Here is a 15,907-nt window from a genome sequence, read left to right as displayed (position 1 = left end):
GGGCGGTTGACGTAGCCATCCGCGCGAGCGAAACGAGCGCGGTTCTCCGTGAGCGAACGAGCGGAGCGAGTGAGTGAGCGGGAAGTTTTTAGCGTAGCTTTTTGCAAGTAGCGAGGGACCTCCGGTCCCTCGTACCGTGCGAGCGGGTCTTCGGCCCGCGAGCAGAGAGCGGTGGCCGACCGCAGGGAGACCACCCGACGTGGTTCGAAAGACGCGAAGCGTCTTTCGTCACTGAGCGGGACCGAAGGTCCCGCGAGGTCGTCGGCGCGTCGCGCCGACTGCAAGCGATTCCTTCGGAATCGCCCCGTCCAAAAGAGCCGTCGGCTCTTTTGAGGATGCCGGGACGGCTTCGCCGTCCCGTAGCACAGTAAAAAGCTACTATTTGAGCCGTTCTTGCAGAAAGGAGGGATGGGCGGCGGTGACACCCTCGATGGAGAGGATGTCGTCGGCGATGACGGTACCGACGGCGTTGCCGTCTTCGGCACGGAGTTCGGCCATCAGCATGTGGTCGCCACTCGAACTGTAGAGCGTCTCGATCTCGTCGAGGTCCCCGATGGCACGCGTCGCCTCGACGTAGCGGCCGCTCTCGACCTCGATGCCGACGAGCGCTATCGAGCGTCCGGAGAGCTTCTTCGGGTCGATGTCGGCCGAATATCCGGTGATGACGCCGTCGCGTTCGAGTTTGTCGATGTACTTGCGAACTGTTGGTTTCGATACCTCCGCCCGGTTGGCGATGTCGGCATACGAGGCCTGCGCATCCTCCTCCAAGACGGCGAGAATGCGGTCCTCGGTGGAGTCCGCGCTCATGTCGACTAGTTGGCGTCGGTGAAAAAATATCTTCCGAATCGGAAAACCCTCGTTGCCCCAGTCAGGGGGCCTACTTGTGGGCGTCGAGGAGGTCGTAGCTGCGCTTCCAGTCGTAGTCGTCGTCGAAGTAGCGCTCGGCCAGCGGCTCCTCTGGCATCTCGCCCGTCGCACGCTTCTCCTCGCCGTAGGAACGACGGTCCTCGTCGACGTAGAACCGGCCTGTGAGCACCTCACCCTCGTAGAGTTTGTCCTCGGTTTCGTGCATTATCTCCGCTGCCTCCCGGCGGTCGTGAATGTCGAAGTCGAAGTCCTCGGAGTCCTGCACGTCGGTGTAGGGGACGTACTGTTTGGCGTCCTTGTTCCACGTCGGACACTGCGTGAGGAAATCGACGTGGGCGAACCCGTCGTGTTCCATCGCTTCGGTCAGGATTTCGGTCGCCTGTCGGGGATTCACTGCCGCGGTGCGGGCGATATAGGAGGCTCCCGCGGAAAGCGCCATCGAGAGCGGCCGCACGGGGTCTTTGGCCGAGCCGTGGGGCTGGGTCTTCGACTCGTGACCTTTCGGGCTGGTCGGGGAGGTCTGCCCTTTCGTCAGCCCGAAGATTTCGTTGTTGAAGACGATGTAGGTCATGTCGTGGTTCTCGCGGGCGGTGTGCATGAAGTGATTGCCACCGATTCCGTAGCCATCACCGTCGCCGCCCGCCGCGATGACCTCCAATCCTGGGTTGGCGAGTTTCGCCGCCCGTGCCACGGGCAGCGAGCGCCCGTGAATCGAGTGGAACCCATAGGATTCGAAGTAACTCGACAGCTTGCCCGAGCAGCCGATGCCCGTCACCAAGAGGGTTTCATCGGGCGTTCGGCCGACTTCGGGCATCGCGCCCTTGAGCGCCTTGAGAACGCCGAAGTCGCCACAGCCCGGACACCACGTCGCCTGTGGCTCGATGCCCGGCGTGAACGCCTCGCGGTCGATGTCGTCGTCCTGTGCCGCCGCGCCGATTGCACTGAATGATTTGCTCATGGATTAATCACCTGCCGCCGGTTCGATGCGCGTCTGTGCGGTCGGTGGTTCGTCGCCGCCGTTGACCTGAATCTCGAACCCCTCGACGATTTCTGCGGGTTCGAAGGGGTTGCCGTTGTATTTGAGGAGGCTCGACAGCTTCTCGCCGAACCGTCCCAGTTCCTTCTGTGTCAGCCCGCGGAACTGTGCGGTGATGTTCATCTCGACCACCAGACAGTCGTCGACCGATTCGAGGAATTCGGTCACGTCGGCTTTCGGGTACGGCATGAGGTCGCTCACGCCGAGGGCCTTCACCGAATATCCCTGGTCGTTCAGCCTGTCGACGGCCTCCTCGACGGTCCCCTGTTGGCTACCCCAGACCAAAATCCCATCGTCGGCCTCCTCCGGGCCATACGGGGTCTGGTTGGAGCGGTCGCTTTCATCGAGGTCCTCGCGGATGGCGTCGAGTTTGCGGGTGCGGCGGTCGACCTGCGCGACCCGGTTGTCGGGGTCCTCCTCGATGTGGCCTTGTGGGGTGTGTTCGTTGCCCGAGGCGAGGAAGCGTCCGTCCTTCTGGCCCGGAATCGTGCGCGGGCTGACGCCGTTTTCGGAGTCGTGCTGGAAGCGGTTGAACGTCCCCGAGGCGTGGTGGGCGGCCTCCTGGATTTCCTCTTCGGTGAGGACGCTCCCGAGGTCGGCGTTCGGCTCGCGGTCGAAGTGACTTGCGGGCAGGCTCGCCAACTCCCCCGAGAGCTTCTGGTCGATGACGATGACGGTGGGGATTTGGTACTCGTAGGCGACCCTGAACGCTTCGCGGGACTGTTCGTAGGCCTCCCGTACTGTGCCGGGCGCAAAGACCACTCTGTTCGAGTCGCCCTGACTCGTATAGAGGATGTGCTCCAAGTCCGCCTGCTCTGGCTTGGTCGGCATCCCCGTCGAGGGACCTGCTCGCATCGCCTCGACGAGCACCAGCGGCGTTTCGGTCATCTCGGCGAGTCCGAGCGGTTCGGACATGAGCGCGAAGCCACCGCCCGAGGAACCGGACATGGCTTTGACGCCGGCGTGAGAAGCGCCGATGGCGAGCGACGCCGCCGCGATCTCGTCTTCGACCTGCTCGGAGATGCCGCCCACCGCGGGGAGGTGCTGGGTCATGATGGTAAACACGTCCGTCCACGGCGTCATCGGATAGCCCGCGATGAACCGACAGCCCTCGTCGAGCGCGCCGTAGGCGACCGCGTGGCTCCCGTTGAGCAGGACCTGCTCCTCGTCGTGGCTGCCCGTCGGGACTTCGATGTCGTGGGTGAACTCCATGTCGTCCACCTGCTCGTAGGCCTGTTCGAGCACCTCGACGTTGGTGTCGAACATCTCGCCGCTCATCGACTCGCCCATCAACTCCTCGAATATATCAGTGCTCATCCCGATGAGCGCGGCCGTCGCCGCCACACCGGCCGTGTTGCGCATGATTTCGCGGCCGTGCTCGCGGGCCAGCCCTCTGAGGTCGAGCGGATAGACGTGCCAGTCGTTTTCCGCGACGCGCTCGTCGAACTCGTCGATTTCGTCGGTGTCGAGCAGGCCCTTGTCGTAGACGATGACCCCGCCCTCTCGAAGCTCGTCCAAGTTCTCGGTGAGCGGTTTGACCTCCTCGTTGCCATAATAAGCCTCGCCGCTTTCCTGTGGGTTGCGCGCGAAACTGTCCCCGAGCGCGAGCAGAAAGTTGTAGCCGTCGCCGCGGGATTTCACCGCGTGGTCGGCGGCGCGCACCTCGACGTAGGTATGGCCACCGCGAATCCGTGACGGATAGTGTCTGTGTGTGAAGACGTCGAGTCCCGTGCGCATCAGTGCCTTGGTGAAGTTCTGGCTGGTCGAGTCGATTCCGTCGCCGGAACCGCCTGCGATCCGCCAGATGAGTTCGTGTTCTGTCATGGCTTAGACGAACCGCCTACTCCGGCTTCGTGAGGCCGTTATAAAAGGGTTTCCGGTGTATCAATACTAGTCTATCATGTGGGTTTGGTATATATTCCCAATCGATGATGACGGTTCGAACGATGTCGAGACCAGGTTAGTGCGGTTCGACATCGAAGACCACGAGCCAGCGGTCAACGAGTGCCGACCGTCTCGTAGAGGTCACTCAGCACGAGCCACACCTGCCGGACGACGATCCGGAGGTCGAACCAGAACGACTGTTCGTTGATGTACTGTACGTCGTACTGGAGTTTTCGTTCCGGGTCGTAGCCGGTGACCTCGTGTATCTGTGCGAGTCCCGTCAATCCCGGTTTCACGAACCAGCGCCGCCGCCACTCGATGAGGTTCGTCTCGATATCGTCGTCGAGTTCGGGTCGTTCCGGTCGCGGACCGACGACGCTCATGTTCCCGGCCAGAATCGACCACAGCTGCGGGATTTCGTCGAGGTGCGTCCGTCGAAGGAGCCGCCCGACGCGCGTGACGCGCGAATCGACGCCGCCGGCGTCCTCCTCGCTGAGCGTCGCGCCGGTCGCCGCCTCCGCGTCGGGTATCATGCTGCGGAACTTGAACACTCGAAACGTCCGGCCGAACTCGGCGGTCCGTTCCTGTCCGTACAGCAGCGGGCCGCCGTCATCGAGTTTGATGGCTACCGCGATGACGAGGATGATCGGTGAGAGCACCACCAGTCCCGCGAGCGCGAAGGCGATGTCGAATCCCCGTTTGATGAGGCGGTCCTGCCAGTCCCACGGTTCGAGTTCGGTGTCGATGAGGTCGCCGACGGCCGTCCCGCTCGTGAGTACGCTGTCTGCGTGTTTGCGGTGGACCTTCGCGGTGACGCCGTGGCTGCTACAGGTGGCGAGCGCGCCGAAGAACTCCGCACGGTCCGAGCGCTCGAAGGTGAGTACCGCCGTGTCGATGTCGTTCTCGACGAGCAGTTCGTCGAGCCGCGAGAGGCCGCCCAGCCGCTCGATGTCGTCGAGTCGTGTGTGGACGTGCGTCCCGCCGTCGGCGACCTCTAACCCCGCTGGCGCTTCGGCGGCGTCGTAGCGGATCGCCGGGGCGATGTAGCCGATGATTGGCAGGTCGGTCGTGCCGAGCAGTTCGGCCATCGACGCCGGATCGTCGCCGACCAACACCGCCCGTTCGACCGTCGCCGCCGGCCGACGACGGATGACGACGAACCACGTCGGTAGCGCGATGGCGAGAAACAGCGTCGTCAGCAACAGGGTCGTCCGTGGGAGCCGATAGGTGTAATCGAAGTAGCCGATTGCGGCGAGCGCGAGCGCGCCACCGAACACGCGCCGGAGCGTGAGCGACACTGTATCGAGAATCCGCCGCGGATGGGGCTTGAACAGCGCCAGCAGCGCGGCGAGCATCACCACGAGCGCCGTCAACATCGCCACCACCAGCCGCCCGTTCGTGAGAACCGTCGGGCTGAGGCGGTCGAACGGCGGGAAAATCGTCAGCACGGCCTGTGCGAACGGGTGGTTCGCCAGCAGAACCGAACAGGCGACGAGAACGCTCGCGCCGAGGCTGCTCGTGACGCGATACCGCCGTCCTGTGTTGGGTTCCATGCTGAACGAGCGAGTCGGATAAACCAGTGCCAGCGGCGGCCATAAGTATTGTGGAACGGCTGATGCGAGCGGGCCACGGCGCTGTCGGGCGATGGAGTCACCGCGACACTCGATGCATATGGTCGCTCTCGAAGGCACAGGCCTGTCGCATGGTTTTTGCAGCCGCGAGCGATGGGCGTCGCATGGGACCGACTCGAAAGCGCGCCGTCTCGGTGGCCCGCGCGCTCGTTCACGAACTCAGGACTGAGAAGGTGACGTTCATCGCCGGCAGCATCGCCTATCACGCCTTCGTCTCGCTGTTGCCGCTTTTGGTGTTGGTGCTCGCAGTCCTCTCGACCGTTGGCAACCCACCCGAGGAAGTTTTCGTCGACCTCGCTGGGGCAGTGCTCACCGAGAACGCGAGCGAGGCGTTGCTCACCCAGCTCACCGCCGCCGAGGCGACCAGCGGCGTCTCGCTGCTCGGTGGCGTCGTCCTCGTCTGGGGTGCGCTCCGCATCTTCCGTGGTCTCGACACGGCGTTTTCGGCCATCTACGACACCGAGTCGCGGAACAGCATCGGCGACCAGTTCGGCGACGCCGCCGTCGTCTTCGTCACCTTCGGGCTGGCCATCGGGGCGGCGTGGGGCATCGAGGGTCTCCTCACCGCCCTCGGTGGCGGTCCGGCCGCGTGGCTCGTCGAGCGCGTGGTGTTGGTCTGTGGGCTTTCGGTCACGCTCTTTCCGATGTACTACATCTTCCCCGACGCCGACGTCTCGGTTCGGGAAACCCTCCCCGGACTGGGGGTGGCCGCCGTCGGACTCGTGGCGTTCGTCTCGGTCTTCCAGTTCTACGCCGCCTACAAGGCTGGCGACGGCGGCAGCGTCATCGTCGGCATCCTCGTGTTGCTCACGTGGCTGTATTTCAGCGGTCTCATCGTCCTCGTCGGGGCGGCGGTCAACGCCGTCCTCTCGAATCGGAGCCGGGACATCGACATCGCCCCGGTCGTCGGAACGTACACCGAGACGATAGACCACAATCGGCTCGTGGTGGAGCTCGAAAAGGTAGCCGCAAGCGCCGATAGCGGGACCGAACTCCTTCTCACGAGCGATGGCTCGGAGATTCACCTGCCGGCACCCCATCGCACGACGGTCGAGACCGACGAAGGGGACGGAGTCGATGCGACGGGCGTCGGCATCGAGCTGCGATGGCTCCCAGAAGAGAGGGTCAAGCGCTGAGTACGAGTAGGCTTGCGATGCGCCAGCGGGGAATCGAACCCCGACCGAGGGCTTGGAAGGCCCTTGTCCTACCATTAGACCACTGGCGCTCACACGTCCGTATCTTCGCGTCGATTAAGTCCGTTTCCCTTCGATGCCGACCACGCCGTAGCAGTTGCCCCGCTCCTCGAAGACTCGCTCGACGGCCAACGCACTCGCTCGCAGGTCGGACGCGAACTCCGTCGGGTCGTAGATGTGGTAGTAGCGAGGAACGATCTCGCCGCCGGGCAGCGTCCAATCGACAGTCGTATCGAACCCGTCGTCCGCCTCGAATCGGTCGTGGGTCACGCTCCACGCGCTCACGAGCGCCCGCCCACCCGGTGCGAGGACGCGCGCGAGTTCGTCGAGGCTGTCGACGCGTGTCGCACGGGAGGGGAGGTGATGGATGGTGGCGACATACACTGCGAGGTCCACAGTACGAGAAGCGAGCGGGAGGTGGGTCGCGTCGGCCTGACAGAGCGCCACCGAGAAATCGCTCTCCGCGCGGCGCTCGCGGGCCGCATCGAGCACCGTCCGGCTCGCGTCGATTCCAACCACCTGCTCGGTACGGGTTGCGAGCACTGTGGCGTGGCGAGCGTTGCCACAGCCGAGATCGAGTCCGAGCGCCACCCGCTCGCTGTTTTCGACGAAGCGCTCGACGGCCGGCCACGGGTGTGCGCGCGTCTTGGCGAAATGGCCGCCGATGCGGTCGTAGGTCTCGCGCACGTCGCGCCGGGTCGGGTCACCCATCCCGGAATGGTTCGCCGCCGGTGGATTGAACCTGTCGCTACCCGCTCGCCTCGGTGCTTGCGCGACCCGCGCGGGCGCGGTCGATGGTGAGCAGTCCCGCCCCGAAGAGATAGCACACGACCAGCCCGACCGGAACCGGCACTTCGGGGGTGTTCCGCCACAGCAGCCACGCCGCCCCCGAGAGACACAGCGCCATCCCGAGACAGAGCGCGCCCATCGCTCGCACCGGATCGAACCCGCCCACCACCAGCCGTTCGCCGGCCACGACGAGCGCGAGCGCCAACGCCAGCGCGACGGCGAGCAACGCCGCGGCGACGAGCCAGAGCGTCCCTACCTGGGCGAGGTCGCCACCGTACTGCGAGCCGACGTCGGTGATCGAAAGCGCCGTGTGGGTCATGTCGGTTGAGCGCGCGCCGAAGGAGAGTTCGAGCGAGCCGAAGACGAAGCGGAGGATGACCGACTCGGCGAACCCGCCGCCGGAAAACGACACCGACCACGGGACCAGCGCGGCGACGAACGCCGCGAACGCGGCGACTTCGGGTGCGCGGTCCATGATATCGAAACTCACTGGGGGTATCGGCGGCGACCGGTAAAACCTATCGGTGAGTGCAGTACTCGAATCCGTATCGGGCCACGAGCGCGGACCGGCGTTACGTTCATGACGGCAGGGGACATAGGCGGGGTAGAACCGAATGAGGCGCGAGAACTTCGACATTCACGTCAGCAACACCGAGTGGGTCGCGGCCGGGGGCGAACCCAGCAAGCCGACGGTCGCCATCGAGTTCGACGGGCCGAGCGAACGACTTCGGTCGCGCCTCGCCGGCACGGAGGGAACCGTCATCGATGCCGACGAGACCGACGTCAACTACCGCTTTCACTCCGATGGACCCGATGGCGACGGCGTGCTCTCGGTCACCAACCGCATCACCGGCGATTTCGTGCTCGAACTGAACGCCGACGGCGAGGGCGTCCTCGAATTCATCCGTGCGGCGCGGGCCTACGGCGACCACACCGACGAGGACGGCCGGTATCGCATCACGGTCGGACAGGACGGCGAGCAGCTGCTCGCCCACGAGAAATCGACGTTTCTCGTCTACAACGACGAGGGCAACCTCGTCCGCCAGCACAGCCTGATTCCCGGCGGCGTCGAACTCTGAACCGTCCGCACTAAATAGGGCGCTACCCGAGGGTCGCCCATGAACCTCTTCGGCACCGCGGGCATCCGCGGCAGTGCCACCGAGCGCGTGACCCCGAGCCTCGCGCTCGCGGTCGGTCGTGCGGCCGGCGCGGACGCCTTGACTACCGAGTTCGTCATCGCCCGTGACGGTCGCGAGACGGGTCCCGCACTCCTCGCGGCGCTCGAAGCCGGTCTCGAAAGCGTCGGCGCGGACGTTCGCCGTGCCGGGGTGCTCCCGACGCCGGCGCTGGCCTTCGCCTCGCGCGGCCGGCATGGCATCATGGTCACGGCGAGTCACAACCCGCCGACGGACAACGGTCTCAAACTGTTCGTCGACGGACAGGAGTACGGCGACGACGACGAGACACGCATCGCCGAGCGCGTCGAAGCCGAAAGCGCGCTGGCGGACTGGGACGAATGGGGCAGCGCCGAGCGCATCGAGCCGCTCGCGGCCTACCGCAAACGAGTGGCGGCGTACGCCCGCGAGCACGGCGACGCGCTCGCCGGCATGAACATGAGTGTGGACTGCGGCAACGGCATGGCGAGCCGGGCGACCCCGCAGGTGCTCTCGGCGCTCGGAGCCGACGTCACGGGAGTCAACGCGAACGTCGACGGATACTTCCCCGCCCGCGGGTCGAAGCCGACCCCGGAGACGCTCGCGGAGTTCCGGGAGTTCGCCGCGGATAGTGAGACGGAACTCGGGATTGCCCACGACGGCGACGCCGACCGGGTGGTATTTCTCGATGATGAGGGGAAAATCGTCCACGAGGACACGGTCGTGGCGGTGCTCGCCGAACACTACGTCCGTGCGAGCGATGCCGGCGACCCCGTGGTGGTGACGACGCCGAACGCCTCCTCGCGCATCGACGAGCGCGTGGCCGCGGCCGGCGGCCGTGTCGAGCGGGTGCGACTCGGCGCGCTCCACGAGGGCATCCGTGCGGCACGCGAGAGCGGCGAGGAGGACACGGAGGTCGTCTTTGCGGCCGAGCCGTGGAAACACATCCATCCCGACCTCGGCCCGTGGATCGACGGTGTGACGAGCGCCGCCGTCCTCGCCCGACTGGTCGCCGACAGGGGTCTCGACGCGCTCCGCGAACCCGTGAGCGAACGCCCCTACCGGAAGGTGAGCGTCGACTGTCCCGACGACCAAAAGGAGGTGGTGATGGCGGAGTTGGAAGCGACTCTCGGCGAGGCGTTTCCCGACGGCGAGCGCTCGACCGCTCACGGGGTGCGCGTCGAACTCGACGAGGGGTGGGTGCTCGTCCGGCCCAGCGGGACCGAACCCAAAGTCAGGGTCTATGCGGAAAGCGAGCGGGTCGACGCGCTCGTCGAACGCACAGTACGGGAAGTCGAGGCGGCCGTCGCGGCGTAAAATCCCGCTACGTCTTCGCTCTCGCTTTGCGGCCGGCGAGGACCGACCGTTGTAGCAACCGTTCGGCACACATGGACGGGAGACGCCGAGCGCCGCGAGCGGTGGGTTGATGACGACCGCACCGGTATGGTTGGTATGCGCGTTCGTGACTGGCAGGACATTCTGGAAGAAGTCGTCGATTCGGGAGCCGACGCGGGCGACTGGCGGGCGGTCGCGGGCAACCGCCAACAGGGAATCGGTGAGGACATGTACATCGGTCACCCCGCCGCCGGCGTCTTCCAGCTCAAGACCTACGCGAAGAACCCCTTCGAGGTGCATGGCGTCGGGACGCAAGTCGCCCGCCGCATCGACGACGACCTTGACCCGCTCTTTCCCGACGAGGAGGCGGGCCGCTTCGGCGTCCAGTCGCCCGTCGAGGACGAACGGGAGGCCGAGGCCGCCGCAAACCGACTGGAGGGTGTGCTCGAAGCCCACTCGGAGGCCCCGACGAACTCGAACGACCTCTTCGAGGACGTGATGGGCGCGCTCGACAGCCCCGCCTACGGGCCAATCGAACACGATGGGTATGGTCGACCCAATGGGCTCGATGACCTCTCGGGGGAGTTCGAGGAGGCCGAACGCCTGCTGAACACCGAACTCGACGACCTCGTCGCGGAGGACGAAACGAATCGCGGCTTCCAGTAAGCGTAAACCGGCCCGTTTCCTCCACCGGGTATGAGCGCAGAAGCCACCATCGAAGCCTACTACGACGCACTCCGGGCTGGCGAGCCGCTCGCCCCGTTTTTCGCCGCCGACGCGCTCGCCAAGTTCGGCATCGGCGAGCGCTTAGTGGGCTATGACGACATCGCCGAGGGTCTCCGCGAGCAGACCCAAACGACCGAGGAGTGGACGGTCGAGAGCCACGACCTGCGAGTCACAGAAGAGGGTGATTTCGCGTGGTTCGTCGACGACGTGCGGATGGCGTGGACAGGAGAAAGCGAACGCCACGACCACCGGACGCGGTGGAGCGGCGCGCTCCGCCGCGAGGAAGACTGGGAATTCGTCGGCATGCACGTCAGCGTTCCCGAGGAGCCCTGATGGTCGGGCCGACCACGCGCGAGGAGCGTCGCAGCGCTTCCCGCCGGCTCAAACTCGGCTTCGTCGCCCTCGTCGGGATTTCCGGCGGTCTCATCACGCTACAGGGCGACGTCCCGCTCCTCCTCACCCTTCTCGCGGTGCTCGTCGGCCTGCTCGTCGGTGTCGTCATCGTCGCGCTCGCCTTCCCGAGCGGTCTCCGTGGGAATTAGTCGATACGGGCGAGCCACGTCTCGGGCGCGTCGAGTTCGGCATCGCTCGGCAGGTTTTCGGGACGGTCCCAGACGGCACTCGCCGTCTCGATGTCGCGTGCCTCGACGACGTGTTCGAAGAAGGCCTTGCCGCGCTCGTACTGGCGGCGCTTCATTCCGAGACCGAGCAGTCGGCGGAGCAGTTGGGCAACGGGTCCGCGACCGCGCCGGCGGGCCTCGACTTTCTCGCGTAGGTCTTCGTACTCGTCGTCGAACGCGCGGTCCATCAGCAGTTCGGCGTAGCCCTCGACGGCGGTCATCGCGGCGTCGAGTTCGCGGAACGACTGGCGGTCGAGCCGGCCGTCGCCGAGCGCGTCGACGCTTCGCTCCATCCGGGCTTCGAGGTGCTCGGGCAGCCACGGGGCCGCGCCGAACTCGGCGGCGTGGGTCACCTCGTGGAACGCTATCCAGCGCCGAAAGCGTTCTTCGGCAACGTCGAGTTCGTCGGCGACGCGGGCGATGTTCGGCTGGACGAAATACAGCGCGTGCGCCTCGTCGGGCGATTCGGCGAGCAACAGCGGGTCGTACTGCCCGAGGACGTTGTTGGCGAGGAAGGCGAGCGCGACGCTCATCGAGCCGGTGTTGAGCACGCGCGCGAGACCCGTCAGTCCGAGACCACTCACCTCAAGCGTACCCATCACGCGCTCGAAGGTCGCCACGTTGGCATCTATCCAGTGATGGCGGTTCTGCACCTCGATGGTGTCCGGCACGTCGAAGTCGACGCCGGCGACCTCACGGACGCGCGTTCGCGCGTCGCGGACATCGCGGGCATAGCCGGCGCGCGCCGTCTCGGAAAGGGACAGTTCGCCGGGGTCGACGGCGGCCTTGGCGGCCTCGGTGACGGCCGCCCAGTCGATGAGACCGTCGCCGGAGGCCGCCGTGATCGCACGAACGCTATCGGAGAGGGTCACACGAAGAAGTAGCGCCGACCGGCCAAAGCGCTTTGGCCTTACAGTTCCTCGAACTCGTCTTCGAACTCGTCGTCATCGCCGAGATAATGACGGGCGAGCAGCGTGAAGCCGACCAGCAACACCAGCATGAACAGCGCCTTGGTCTTGCTTCGGCCGCCGGAGTCGCTGGGTTCGTCCTCGTCGGCGGCCTCGTCGATCTCGACGACAGCGCCATGGTCCTCGTCGTCCTCGTCGTTCTCGCCGACCTGTACCGTGTTGCCGCCGTCGGCGCTCGCTTCCGAATCGCTCGACTCGCCGAAGTCGGTCTCGCCGAAGGTCGACTGTTCGTCCTCGTCGCCGAGACCGAGCCGGTCGCGGACGATGCCACCGACGTCCGAGCTGAGTTCCATGTCGCTCGTGAACTCGTTGTCTTCGGCGTGCAGGTGGAGTTCGAGCAGGGTCAGTTTGTCTGCCATGCCGCCGGGTTCGCTTCGAGTCACCTTATTCGTTTGGGCTTCGAGTGCCGGTCCTGTTCGCGGGGTTCATCACGCCGGAACCACGACCAGCGAGCGTGAACGAACGCCAACGCGCGTTTCTCGACGACCTGCTCGAAACGCCGAGTCCCTCCGGCTTCGAAATCCGCGGCCAACGCGTCTGGGCCGACTACGTGAGCGAGTTCGCCGACGAGGTACGCACCGATTCGTACGGGAACGCAATCGCCGTCCACGAGGGAGCAGATGACGCCCCAAGCGTGGCGCTGACCGGCCACGCCGACGAAATCGGGTTCGCGGTGCGCGACATCGACAGTAATGGATTCTTGAGGCTCGGCCGCATCGGCGGCGCGGACAAAACTGTGTCGCGCGGCCAGCACGTCACGGTACACGCCGCCGATGGCCCGGTACAGGGTGTCATCGGCCAGACGGCGATTCACCTCCGCGACGAGCACGAGACCGCCGACATCGACGAGCAACACGTCGATATCGGTGTCGAAAGCGAGGAGCGAGCGCGAGAACTGGTCGCGGTCGGCGACCCGATGACCGTCGAGGGAAGAGTAAGAGAACTCGACGGAAGCCGGCTCGCCGCCCGCGGGATGGACAACCGCATCGGCACGTGGGCCGCCGCCGAGGGGTTGCGCCGTGCGAGCGAGGCCGGTGTCGACGCGACGATATACGCCGTGAGCACCGTCCAGGAGGAGGTCGGCTTGCAGGGTGCGAAGATGGTCGGCTTCGACCTCGCGCCGGATGCGGCAATCGTCGTCGACGTGACCCACGCGACCGACGACCCCGAGACCCCGACGAACCGCAGCACGGGCGTCGAACTCGGTGACGGGCCGGCAATCGCCCGCGGCGGGGCGAATCATCCCGTACTCGTGGAGTCGATGCGCGAGAGCGCCGCCGCGGCCGACATTCCAATCCAGCTCCAGGCAACTGGGTCGCGGACGGGCACGGACGCCGACGCCATCTTCACCGAGCGCGGCGGGATTCCATCGCTGAATCTGGGCCTGCCGAACCGCTACATGCACACGCCCGTCGAGGTCATCGATACGACCGACCTCGATGCGCTCGCCGACCTGCTCGGGGCGTTCGTGGCGAACGTCGGCGTCGAGGAGACGTTCGCGGTCGATATTTGACCACTCGGCCGGCACGCTTAAGGGTAAAAACCGGCGAGTGGCTGTATGAGTGGACGCCCCCTCGACGTGCTCGAAGCGACCCTCGGCGACAGCGTCACCGTCCGGCTGAAAGACGGTGCGACCTACACCGGGGAGTTGAGTGGCTACGACCAGCATCTGAACGTCGTGCTCGACCCCGCAAGCGGCGCGTCGGCGGTCGAGGACGAGGCGGCGGAGACGGTCGAGAGCACAACGATTATCCGCGGGGACAACGTCGTCTCGATAACACCATGACCGGGTCCGGAACGCCGAGCCAAGGAAAGAAGAACAAAACCGTCCACGTGAAATGCCGCCGCTGCGGTGAGGCCTCATACCACAAGACGAAGAAGGTCTGTGCGTCCTGCGGGTTCGGCAAGTCCGCCAAACGGCGCGACTACGAGTGGCAGGACAAAGCCGGCGAGTAGATGCACGAAAAGTGCGGCGTCGTCGGCGTCTCGCTCGCCGGCCGCGCCGCCGCGAGACCGCTTTACTACGCGCTCTATGCCCTCCAGCACCGCGGTCAGGAGTCGGCGGGCATCATCACTCACGACGGCTTTCAACAGCACAGTCATGTCGAGATGGGACTGGTCGGCGATGCGTTCGACCCCGGGGACATCGCCGAACTCAACGGTTCGAATGGTATCGGCCACGTTCGCTATCCGACCTCGGGGAGCGTCGATGCGTCCTGTGCCCAACCCTTCTCGGTGTCGTTCAAGAGCGGCTCGCTGGGACTCTCCCACAACGGAAACCTCGTCAACGCGGGCGCGCTCCGGGACGAACTCGCCGGGCTGGGTCACGCCTTCACCTCCGACGGCGACACGGAGGTCATCGCCCACGACCTCGCACGCAACCTCCTCGATGCGGACCTCGTGACGGCCGTCGAGGAGACGATGGGCAAGGTGCATGGCTCGTACTCGCTGGCGGTGATGCACGACGACCGCGTGCTCGGCCTGCGCGACCCCGAGGGCAACCGACCCCTGTGCCTCGGCGAGCTCGAGGACGGCTACGTGCTCGCCAGCGAGAGCGCGGCGGTCGACGCGCTCGACGGGCAGCTCATCAGGGACGTGCGGCCGGGCGAACTCGTCGTGCTCGAACCGGACGGTGCGGGCTACGAGAGCTACCGACTCACCGACCTCGACAACACCGCGCGCTGCTTCTTCGAACACGTCTACTTCGCCAGACCGGACTCGACCATCGACGGCAAGCTGGTCTACGAGGCCCGCCGCGAACTCGGACGGAAGCTCTGGGCCGAAAGCGGCATCAATAGTGATGTGGTGATGCCCGTTCCTGACTCGGGGCGAGCCTTCGCTTCCGGATATGCGGAGGCCGCGAACGAATCAGGAGAGGGCGTCGAGTTCGCCGAAGGGCTGATGAAAAATCGATATGTGGGGCGGACCTTCATCATGCCGAGTCAGGACGAACGCGAGCGCGCCGTCCGGCTCAAGCTCAATCCCATCACCTCCACCGTCGAGGGCAAAACCGTCACGCTCATCGACGATTCCATCGTTCGGGGAACGACTTCGACCCAACTGGTCGAACTCCTCCACGACGTGGGCGCCGAGGAAGTCCACCTTCGAATCGGGTCGCCGCCAATCGTCGCGCCCTGCTATATGGGTATCGACATGGCAAGCCGCGAGGAACTCATCGCCGCCGGGAAGAGTATCGAAGAGGTTCGGGACGCGGTGGGAGCCGACAGCCTCGGCTACCTCTCGCCGGCATCGATTGCCGACGCGCTCGACACCGCTTCCGATGACCTCTGTATGGGTTGTGTGACCGGAAAATACCCCTACGATATCGATGGCGAGACGACCGACCGCGACGTCAGCCGCCCAGTAGTGAGCGACTGACTCTCAGTACACCTCGTCGAGGAACTCCCGGATGGCCGCGGTCGCCGCCTCGGGGTTCTCCGTATTCGAGCTGTGGCCGGCCTCGGGAATCAGCTCCTGACGGGCGTCCGGGAGTTCGTCGAGCATCGATTCGGTGCGTTCGGGTTCGAGCGAGATGTCTTCCTCGCCGTGAACCGAGAGCACAGGGACGTCGATGCTCGATAGCTGGTCGGTGAAATCCGGACGGTCGAGCCACGAGTGCATCTCTTGACTCAGCTTTGCACGTTAAGTAGCGCCGCGTTGTAGGCGAGGGTAGCGGACGATGCTGCCAATCACAGATCTTCTGT

General features: G+C 65.5%; 18 protein-coding genes, 1 tRNA gene and 1 pseudogene. 10 read left to right on the top strand and 10 right to left on the bottom strand.

The genetic code is table 11. The features are described from left to right. Positions 1 to 378: 378 nt before the first annotated feature. The 4 genes from lrpA1 to ACQUQO_RS07270 all read right to left on the bottom strand — a co-directional run bounded on the left by lrpA1 (position 379) and on the right by ACQUQO_RS07270 (position 5,340). Positions 379 to 807: an HTH-type transcriptional regulator LrpA1 gene (gene lrpA1 / locus ACQUQO_RS07285; protein ID WP_435077311.1), complete on the bottom strand. Its 429-nt coding sequence runs from the start codon at positions 805 to 807 to the stop codon at positions 379 to 381. Positions 808 to 877: 70 nt separating this feature from the next. Then, on the bottom strand, positions 878 to 1,825 hold the full coding sequence (locus ACQUQO_RS07280; RefSeq protein WP_435077310.1) for a thiamine pyrophosphate-dependent enzyme: 948 nt from the start codon (positions 1,823 to 1,825) through the stop codon (positions 878 to 880). Between the two features lie 3 nt (positions 1,826 to 1,828). Further along, entirely contained in the window at positions 1,829 to 3,727 is a 1,899-nt protein-coding gene (locus ACQUQO_RS07275; protein ID WP_435077309.1) for a 2-oxoacid:acceptor oxidoreductase subunit alpha, read from the bottom strand. 173 nt (positions 3,728 to 3,900) lie between these two features. Further along, positions 3,901 to 5,340 carry a sugar transferase gene (locus tag ACQUQO_RS07270; RefSeq protein ID WP_435077308.1) on the bottom strand — a complete coding sequence of 480 codons (1,440 nt, stop codon included), beginning with the start codon at positions 5,338 to 5,340 and terminating at the stop codon, positions 3,901 to 3,903. A 182-nt stretch (positions 5,341 to 5,522) separates the two neighbouring features. On the opposite strand from ACQUQO_RS07270, the gene ACQUQO_RS07265 reads away from it, so the two are divergent. Continuing rightward, positions 5,523 to 6,554, top strand: coding sequence for a YihY/virulence factor BrkB family protein (locus ACQUQO_RS07265; protein WP_435077307.1), 1,032 nt, complete (start codon positions 5,523 to 5,525; stop codon positions 6,552 to 6,554). An 18-nt stretch (positions 6,555 to 6,572) separates the two neighbouring features. Here the strand turns inward: ACQUQO_RS07265 and ACQUQO_RS07260 are convergent. The 3 genes from ACQUQO_RS07260 to ACQUQO_RS07250 form a co-directional block, all read right to left on the bottom strand. After that, positions 6,573 to 6,643: transfer RNA gene (locus tag ACQUQO_RS07260), tRNA-Gly, on the bottom strand. Between the two features lie 25 nt (positions 6,644 to 6,668). Then, the gene (locus tag ACQUQO_RS07255; protein WP_435077306.1) at positions 6,669 to 7,322 is read right to left on the bottom strand and encodes a class I SAM-dependent methyltransferase; all 654 of its coding nucleotides are present in this window, start codon (positions 7,320 to 7,322) and stop codon (positions 6,669 to 6,671) included. 37 nt (positions 7,323 to 7,359) lie between these two features. Beyond that, positions 7,360 to 7,890: a DUF7549 family protein gene (locus tag ACQUQO_RS07250; RefSeq protein ID WP_435077305.1), complete on the bottom strand. Its 531-nt coding sequence runs from the start codon at positions 7,888 to 7,890 to the stop codon at positions 7,360 to 7,362. A gap of 124 nt (positions 7,891 to 8,014) precedes the next feature. Between ACQUQO_RS07250 and ACQUQO_RS07245 the strand changes: the two genes are divergently transcribed. From ACQUQO_RS07245 to ACQUQO_RS07225, 5 genes are all read left to right on the top strand, one after another. Further along, positions 8,015 to 8,479 carry a DUF5793 family protein gene (locus tag ACQUQO_RS07245; protein ID WP_435077304.1) on the top strand — a complete coding sequence of 155 codons (465 nt, stop codon included), beginning with the start codon at positions 8,015 to 8,017 and terminating at the stop codon, positions 8,477 to 8,479. Positions 8,480 to 8,518: 39 nt separating this feature from the next. After that, positions 8,519 to 9,871, top strand: coding sequence for a phosphomannomutase (locus tag ACQUQO_RS07240; RefSeq protein WP_435077303.1), 1,353 nt, complete (start codon positions 8,519 to 8,521; stop codon positions 9,869 to 9,871). Positions 9,872 to 10,006: 135 nt separating this feature from the next. Then, positions 10,007 to 10,555: a hypothetical protein gene (locus tag ACQUQO_RS07235; RefSeq protein WP_435077302.1), complete on the top strand. Its 549-nt coding sequence runs from the start codon at positions 10,007 to 10,009 to the stop codon at positions 10,553 to 10,555. Between the two features lie 30 nt (positions 10,556 to 10,585). After that, entirely contained in the window at positions 10,586 to 10,948 is a 363-nt protein-coding gene (locus ACQUQO_RS07230; protein WP_435077301.1) for a YybH family protein, read from the top strand. Then, complete coding sequence (locus ACQUQO_RS07225; RefSeq protein WP_435077300.1) at positions 10,948 to 11,157, top strand: hypothetical protein; 210 nt, start codon at positions 10,948 to 10,950, stop codon at positions 11,155 to 11,157. The genes ACQUQO_RS07230 and ACQUQO_RS07225 overlap by 1 nt, the downstream gene beginning before the upstream one ends. Here the strand turns inward: ACQUQO_RS07225 and ACQUQO_RS07220 are convergent. Beyond that, positions 11,154 to 12,107, bottom strand: a complete 954-nt coding sequence (locus ACQUQO_RS07220; protein ID WP_435077299.1) for a zinc-dependent metalloprotease — start codon at positions 12,105 to 12,107, stop codon at positions 11,154 to 11,156. The two genes, ACQUQO_RS07225 and ACQUQO_RS07220, sit on opposite strands and share 4 nt — an antisense overlap. A gap of 38 nt (positions 12,108 to 12,145) precedes the next feature. After that, the gene (locus ACQUQO_RS07215; RefSeq protein ID WP_435077298.1) at positions 12,146 to 12,562 is read right to left on the bottom strand and encodes a hypothetical protein; all 417 of its coding nucleotides are present in this window, start codon (positions 12,560 to 12,562) and stop codon (positions 12,146 to 12,148) included. A 95-nt stretch (positions 12,563 to 12,657) separates the two neighbouring features. On the opposite strand from ACQUQO_RS07215, the gene ACQUQO_RS07210 reads away from it, so the two are divergent. The 4 genes from ACQUQO_RS07210 to purF are packed head-to-tail and all read left to right on the top strand — an operon-like array spanning position 12,658 to position 15,581. Next, positions 12,658 to 13,716: a M42 family peptidase gene (locus ACQUQO_RS07210; protein WP_435077297.1), complete on the top strand. Its 1,059-nt coding sequence runs from the start codon at positions 12,658 to 12,660 to the stop codon at positions 13,714 to 13,716. A 45-nt stretch (positions 13,717 to 13,761) separates the two neighbouring features. Beyond that, the gene (locus ACQUQO_RS07205) at positions 13,762 to 13,989 is read left to right on the top strand and encodes an LSM domain-containing protein (RefSeq protein WP_435077296.1); all 228 of its coding nucleotides are present in this window, start codon (positions 13,762 to 13,764) and stop codon (positions 13,987 to 13,989) included. Beyond that, on the top strand, positions 13,986 to 14,159 hold the full coding sequence (locus ACQUQO_RS07200; protein ID WP_435077295.1) for a 50S ribosomal protein L37e: 174 nt from the start codon (positions 13,986 to 13,988) through the stop codon (positions 14,157 to 14,159). The genes ACQUQO_RS07205 and ACQUQO_RS07200 overlap by 4 nt, the downstream gene beginning before the upstream one ends. Then, positions 14,160 to 15,581: an amidophosphoribosyltransferase gene (purF, locus tag ACQUQO_RS07195; RefSeq protein ID WP_435077294.1), complete on the top strand. Its 1,422-nt coding sequence runs from the start codon at positions 14,160 to 14,162 to the stop codon at positions 15,579 to 15,581. It begins immediately after the preceding gene. A 3-nt stretch (positions 15,582 to 15,584) separates the two neighbouring features. On the opposite strand, the pseudogene ACQUQO_RS07190 reads toward purF, so the two are convergent. Further along, positions 15,585 to 15,827, bottom strand: a pseudogene (locus ACQUQO_RS07190) (alpha/beta fold hydrolase); the annotation flags it as partial. Positions 15,828 to 15,907: the final 80 nt, after the last annotated feature.

The sequence above is a fragment of the Halococcus sp. AFM35 genome, assembly GCF_051195015.1.
GTDB lineage: Archaea > Halobacteriota > Halobacteria > Halobacteriales > Halococcaceae > Halococcus.
This window is presented reverse-complemented; position numbering and strand designations above follow the sequence as displayed.

Coding starts and splice junctions, on each gene's coding strand:
- lrpA1 (WP_435077311.1), bottom strand. CDS start 807: ATGAGCGCGGACTCCACCGAGGACCGCATTCTCGCCGTCTTGGAGGAG.
- ACQUQO_RS07280 (WP_435077310.1), bottom strand. CDS start 1,825: ATGAGCAAATCATTCAGTGCAATCGGCGCGGCGGCACAGGACGACGAC.
- ACQUQO_RS07275 (WP_435077309.1), bottom strand. CDS start 3,727: ATGACAGAACACGAACTCATCTGGCGGATCGCAGGCGGTTCCGGCGAC.
- ACQUQO_RS07270 (WP_435077308.1), bottom strand. CDS start 5,340: ATGGAACCCAACACAGGACGGCGGTATCGCGTCACGAGCAGCCTCGGC.
- ACQUQO_RS07265 (WP_435077307.1), top strand. CDS start 5,523: ATGGGACCGACTCGAAAGCGCGCCGTCTCGGTGGCCCGCGCGCTCGTT.
- ACQUQO_RS07255 (WP_435077306.1), bottom strand. CDS start 7,322: ATGGGTGACCCGACCCGGCGCGACGTGCGCGAGACCTACGACCGCATC.
- ACQUQO_RS07245 (WP_435077304.1), top strand. CDS start 8,015: ATGAGGCGCGAGAACTTCGACATTCACGTCAGCAACACCGAGTGGGTC.
- ACQUQO_RS07240 (WP_435077303.1), top strand. CDS start 8,519: ATGAACCTCTTCGGCACCGCGGGCATCCGCGGCAGTGCCACCGAGCGC.
- ACQUQO_RS07235 (WP_435077302.1), top strand. CDS start 10,007: ATGCGCGTTCGTGACTGGCAGGACATTCTGGAAGAAGTCGTCGATTCG.
- ACQUQO_RS07230 (WP_435077301.1), top strand. CDS start 10,586: ATGAGCGCAGAAGCCACCATCGAAGCCTACTACGACGCACTCCGGGCT.
- ACQUQO_RS07225 (WP_435077300.1), top strand. CDS start 10,948: ATGGTCGGGCCGACCACGCGCGAGGAGCGTCGCAGCGCTTCCCGCCGG.
- ACQUQO_RS07215 (WP_435077298.1), bottom strand. CDS start 12,562: ATGGCAGACAAACTGACCCTGCTCGAACTCCACCTGCACGCCGAAGAC.
- ACQUQO_RS07205 (WP_435077296.1), top strand. CDS start 13,762: ATGAGTGGACGCCCCCTCGACGTGCTCGAAGCGACCCTCGGCGACAGC.
- ACQUQO_RS07200 (WP_435077295.1), top strand. CDS start 13,986: ATGACCGGGTCCGGAACGCCGAGCCAAGGAAAGAAGAACAAAACCGTC.
- purF (WP_435077294.1), top strand. CDS start 14,160: ATGCACGAAAAGTGCGGCGTCGTCGGCGTCTCGCTCGCCGGCCGCGCC.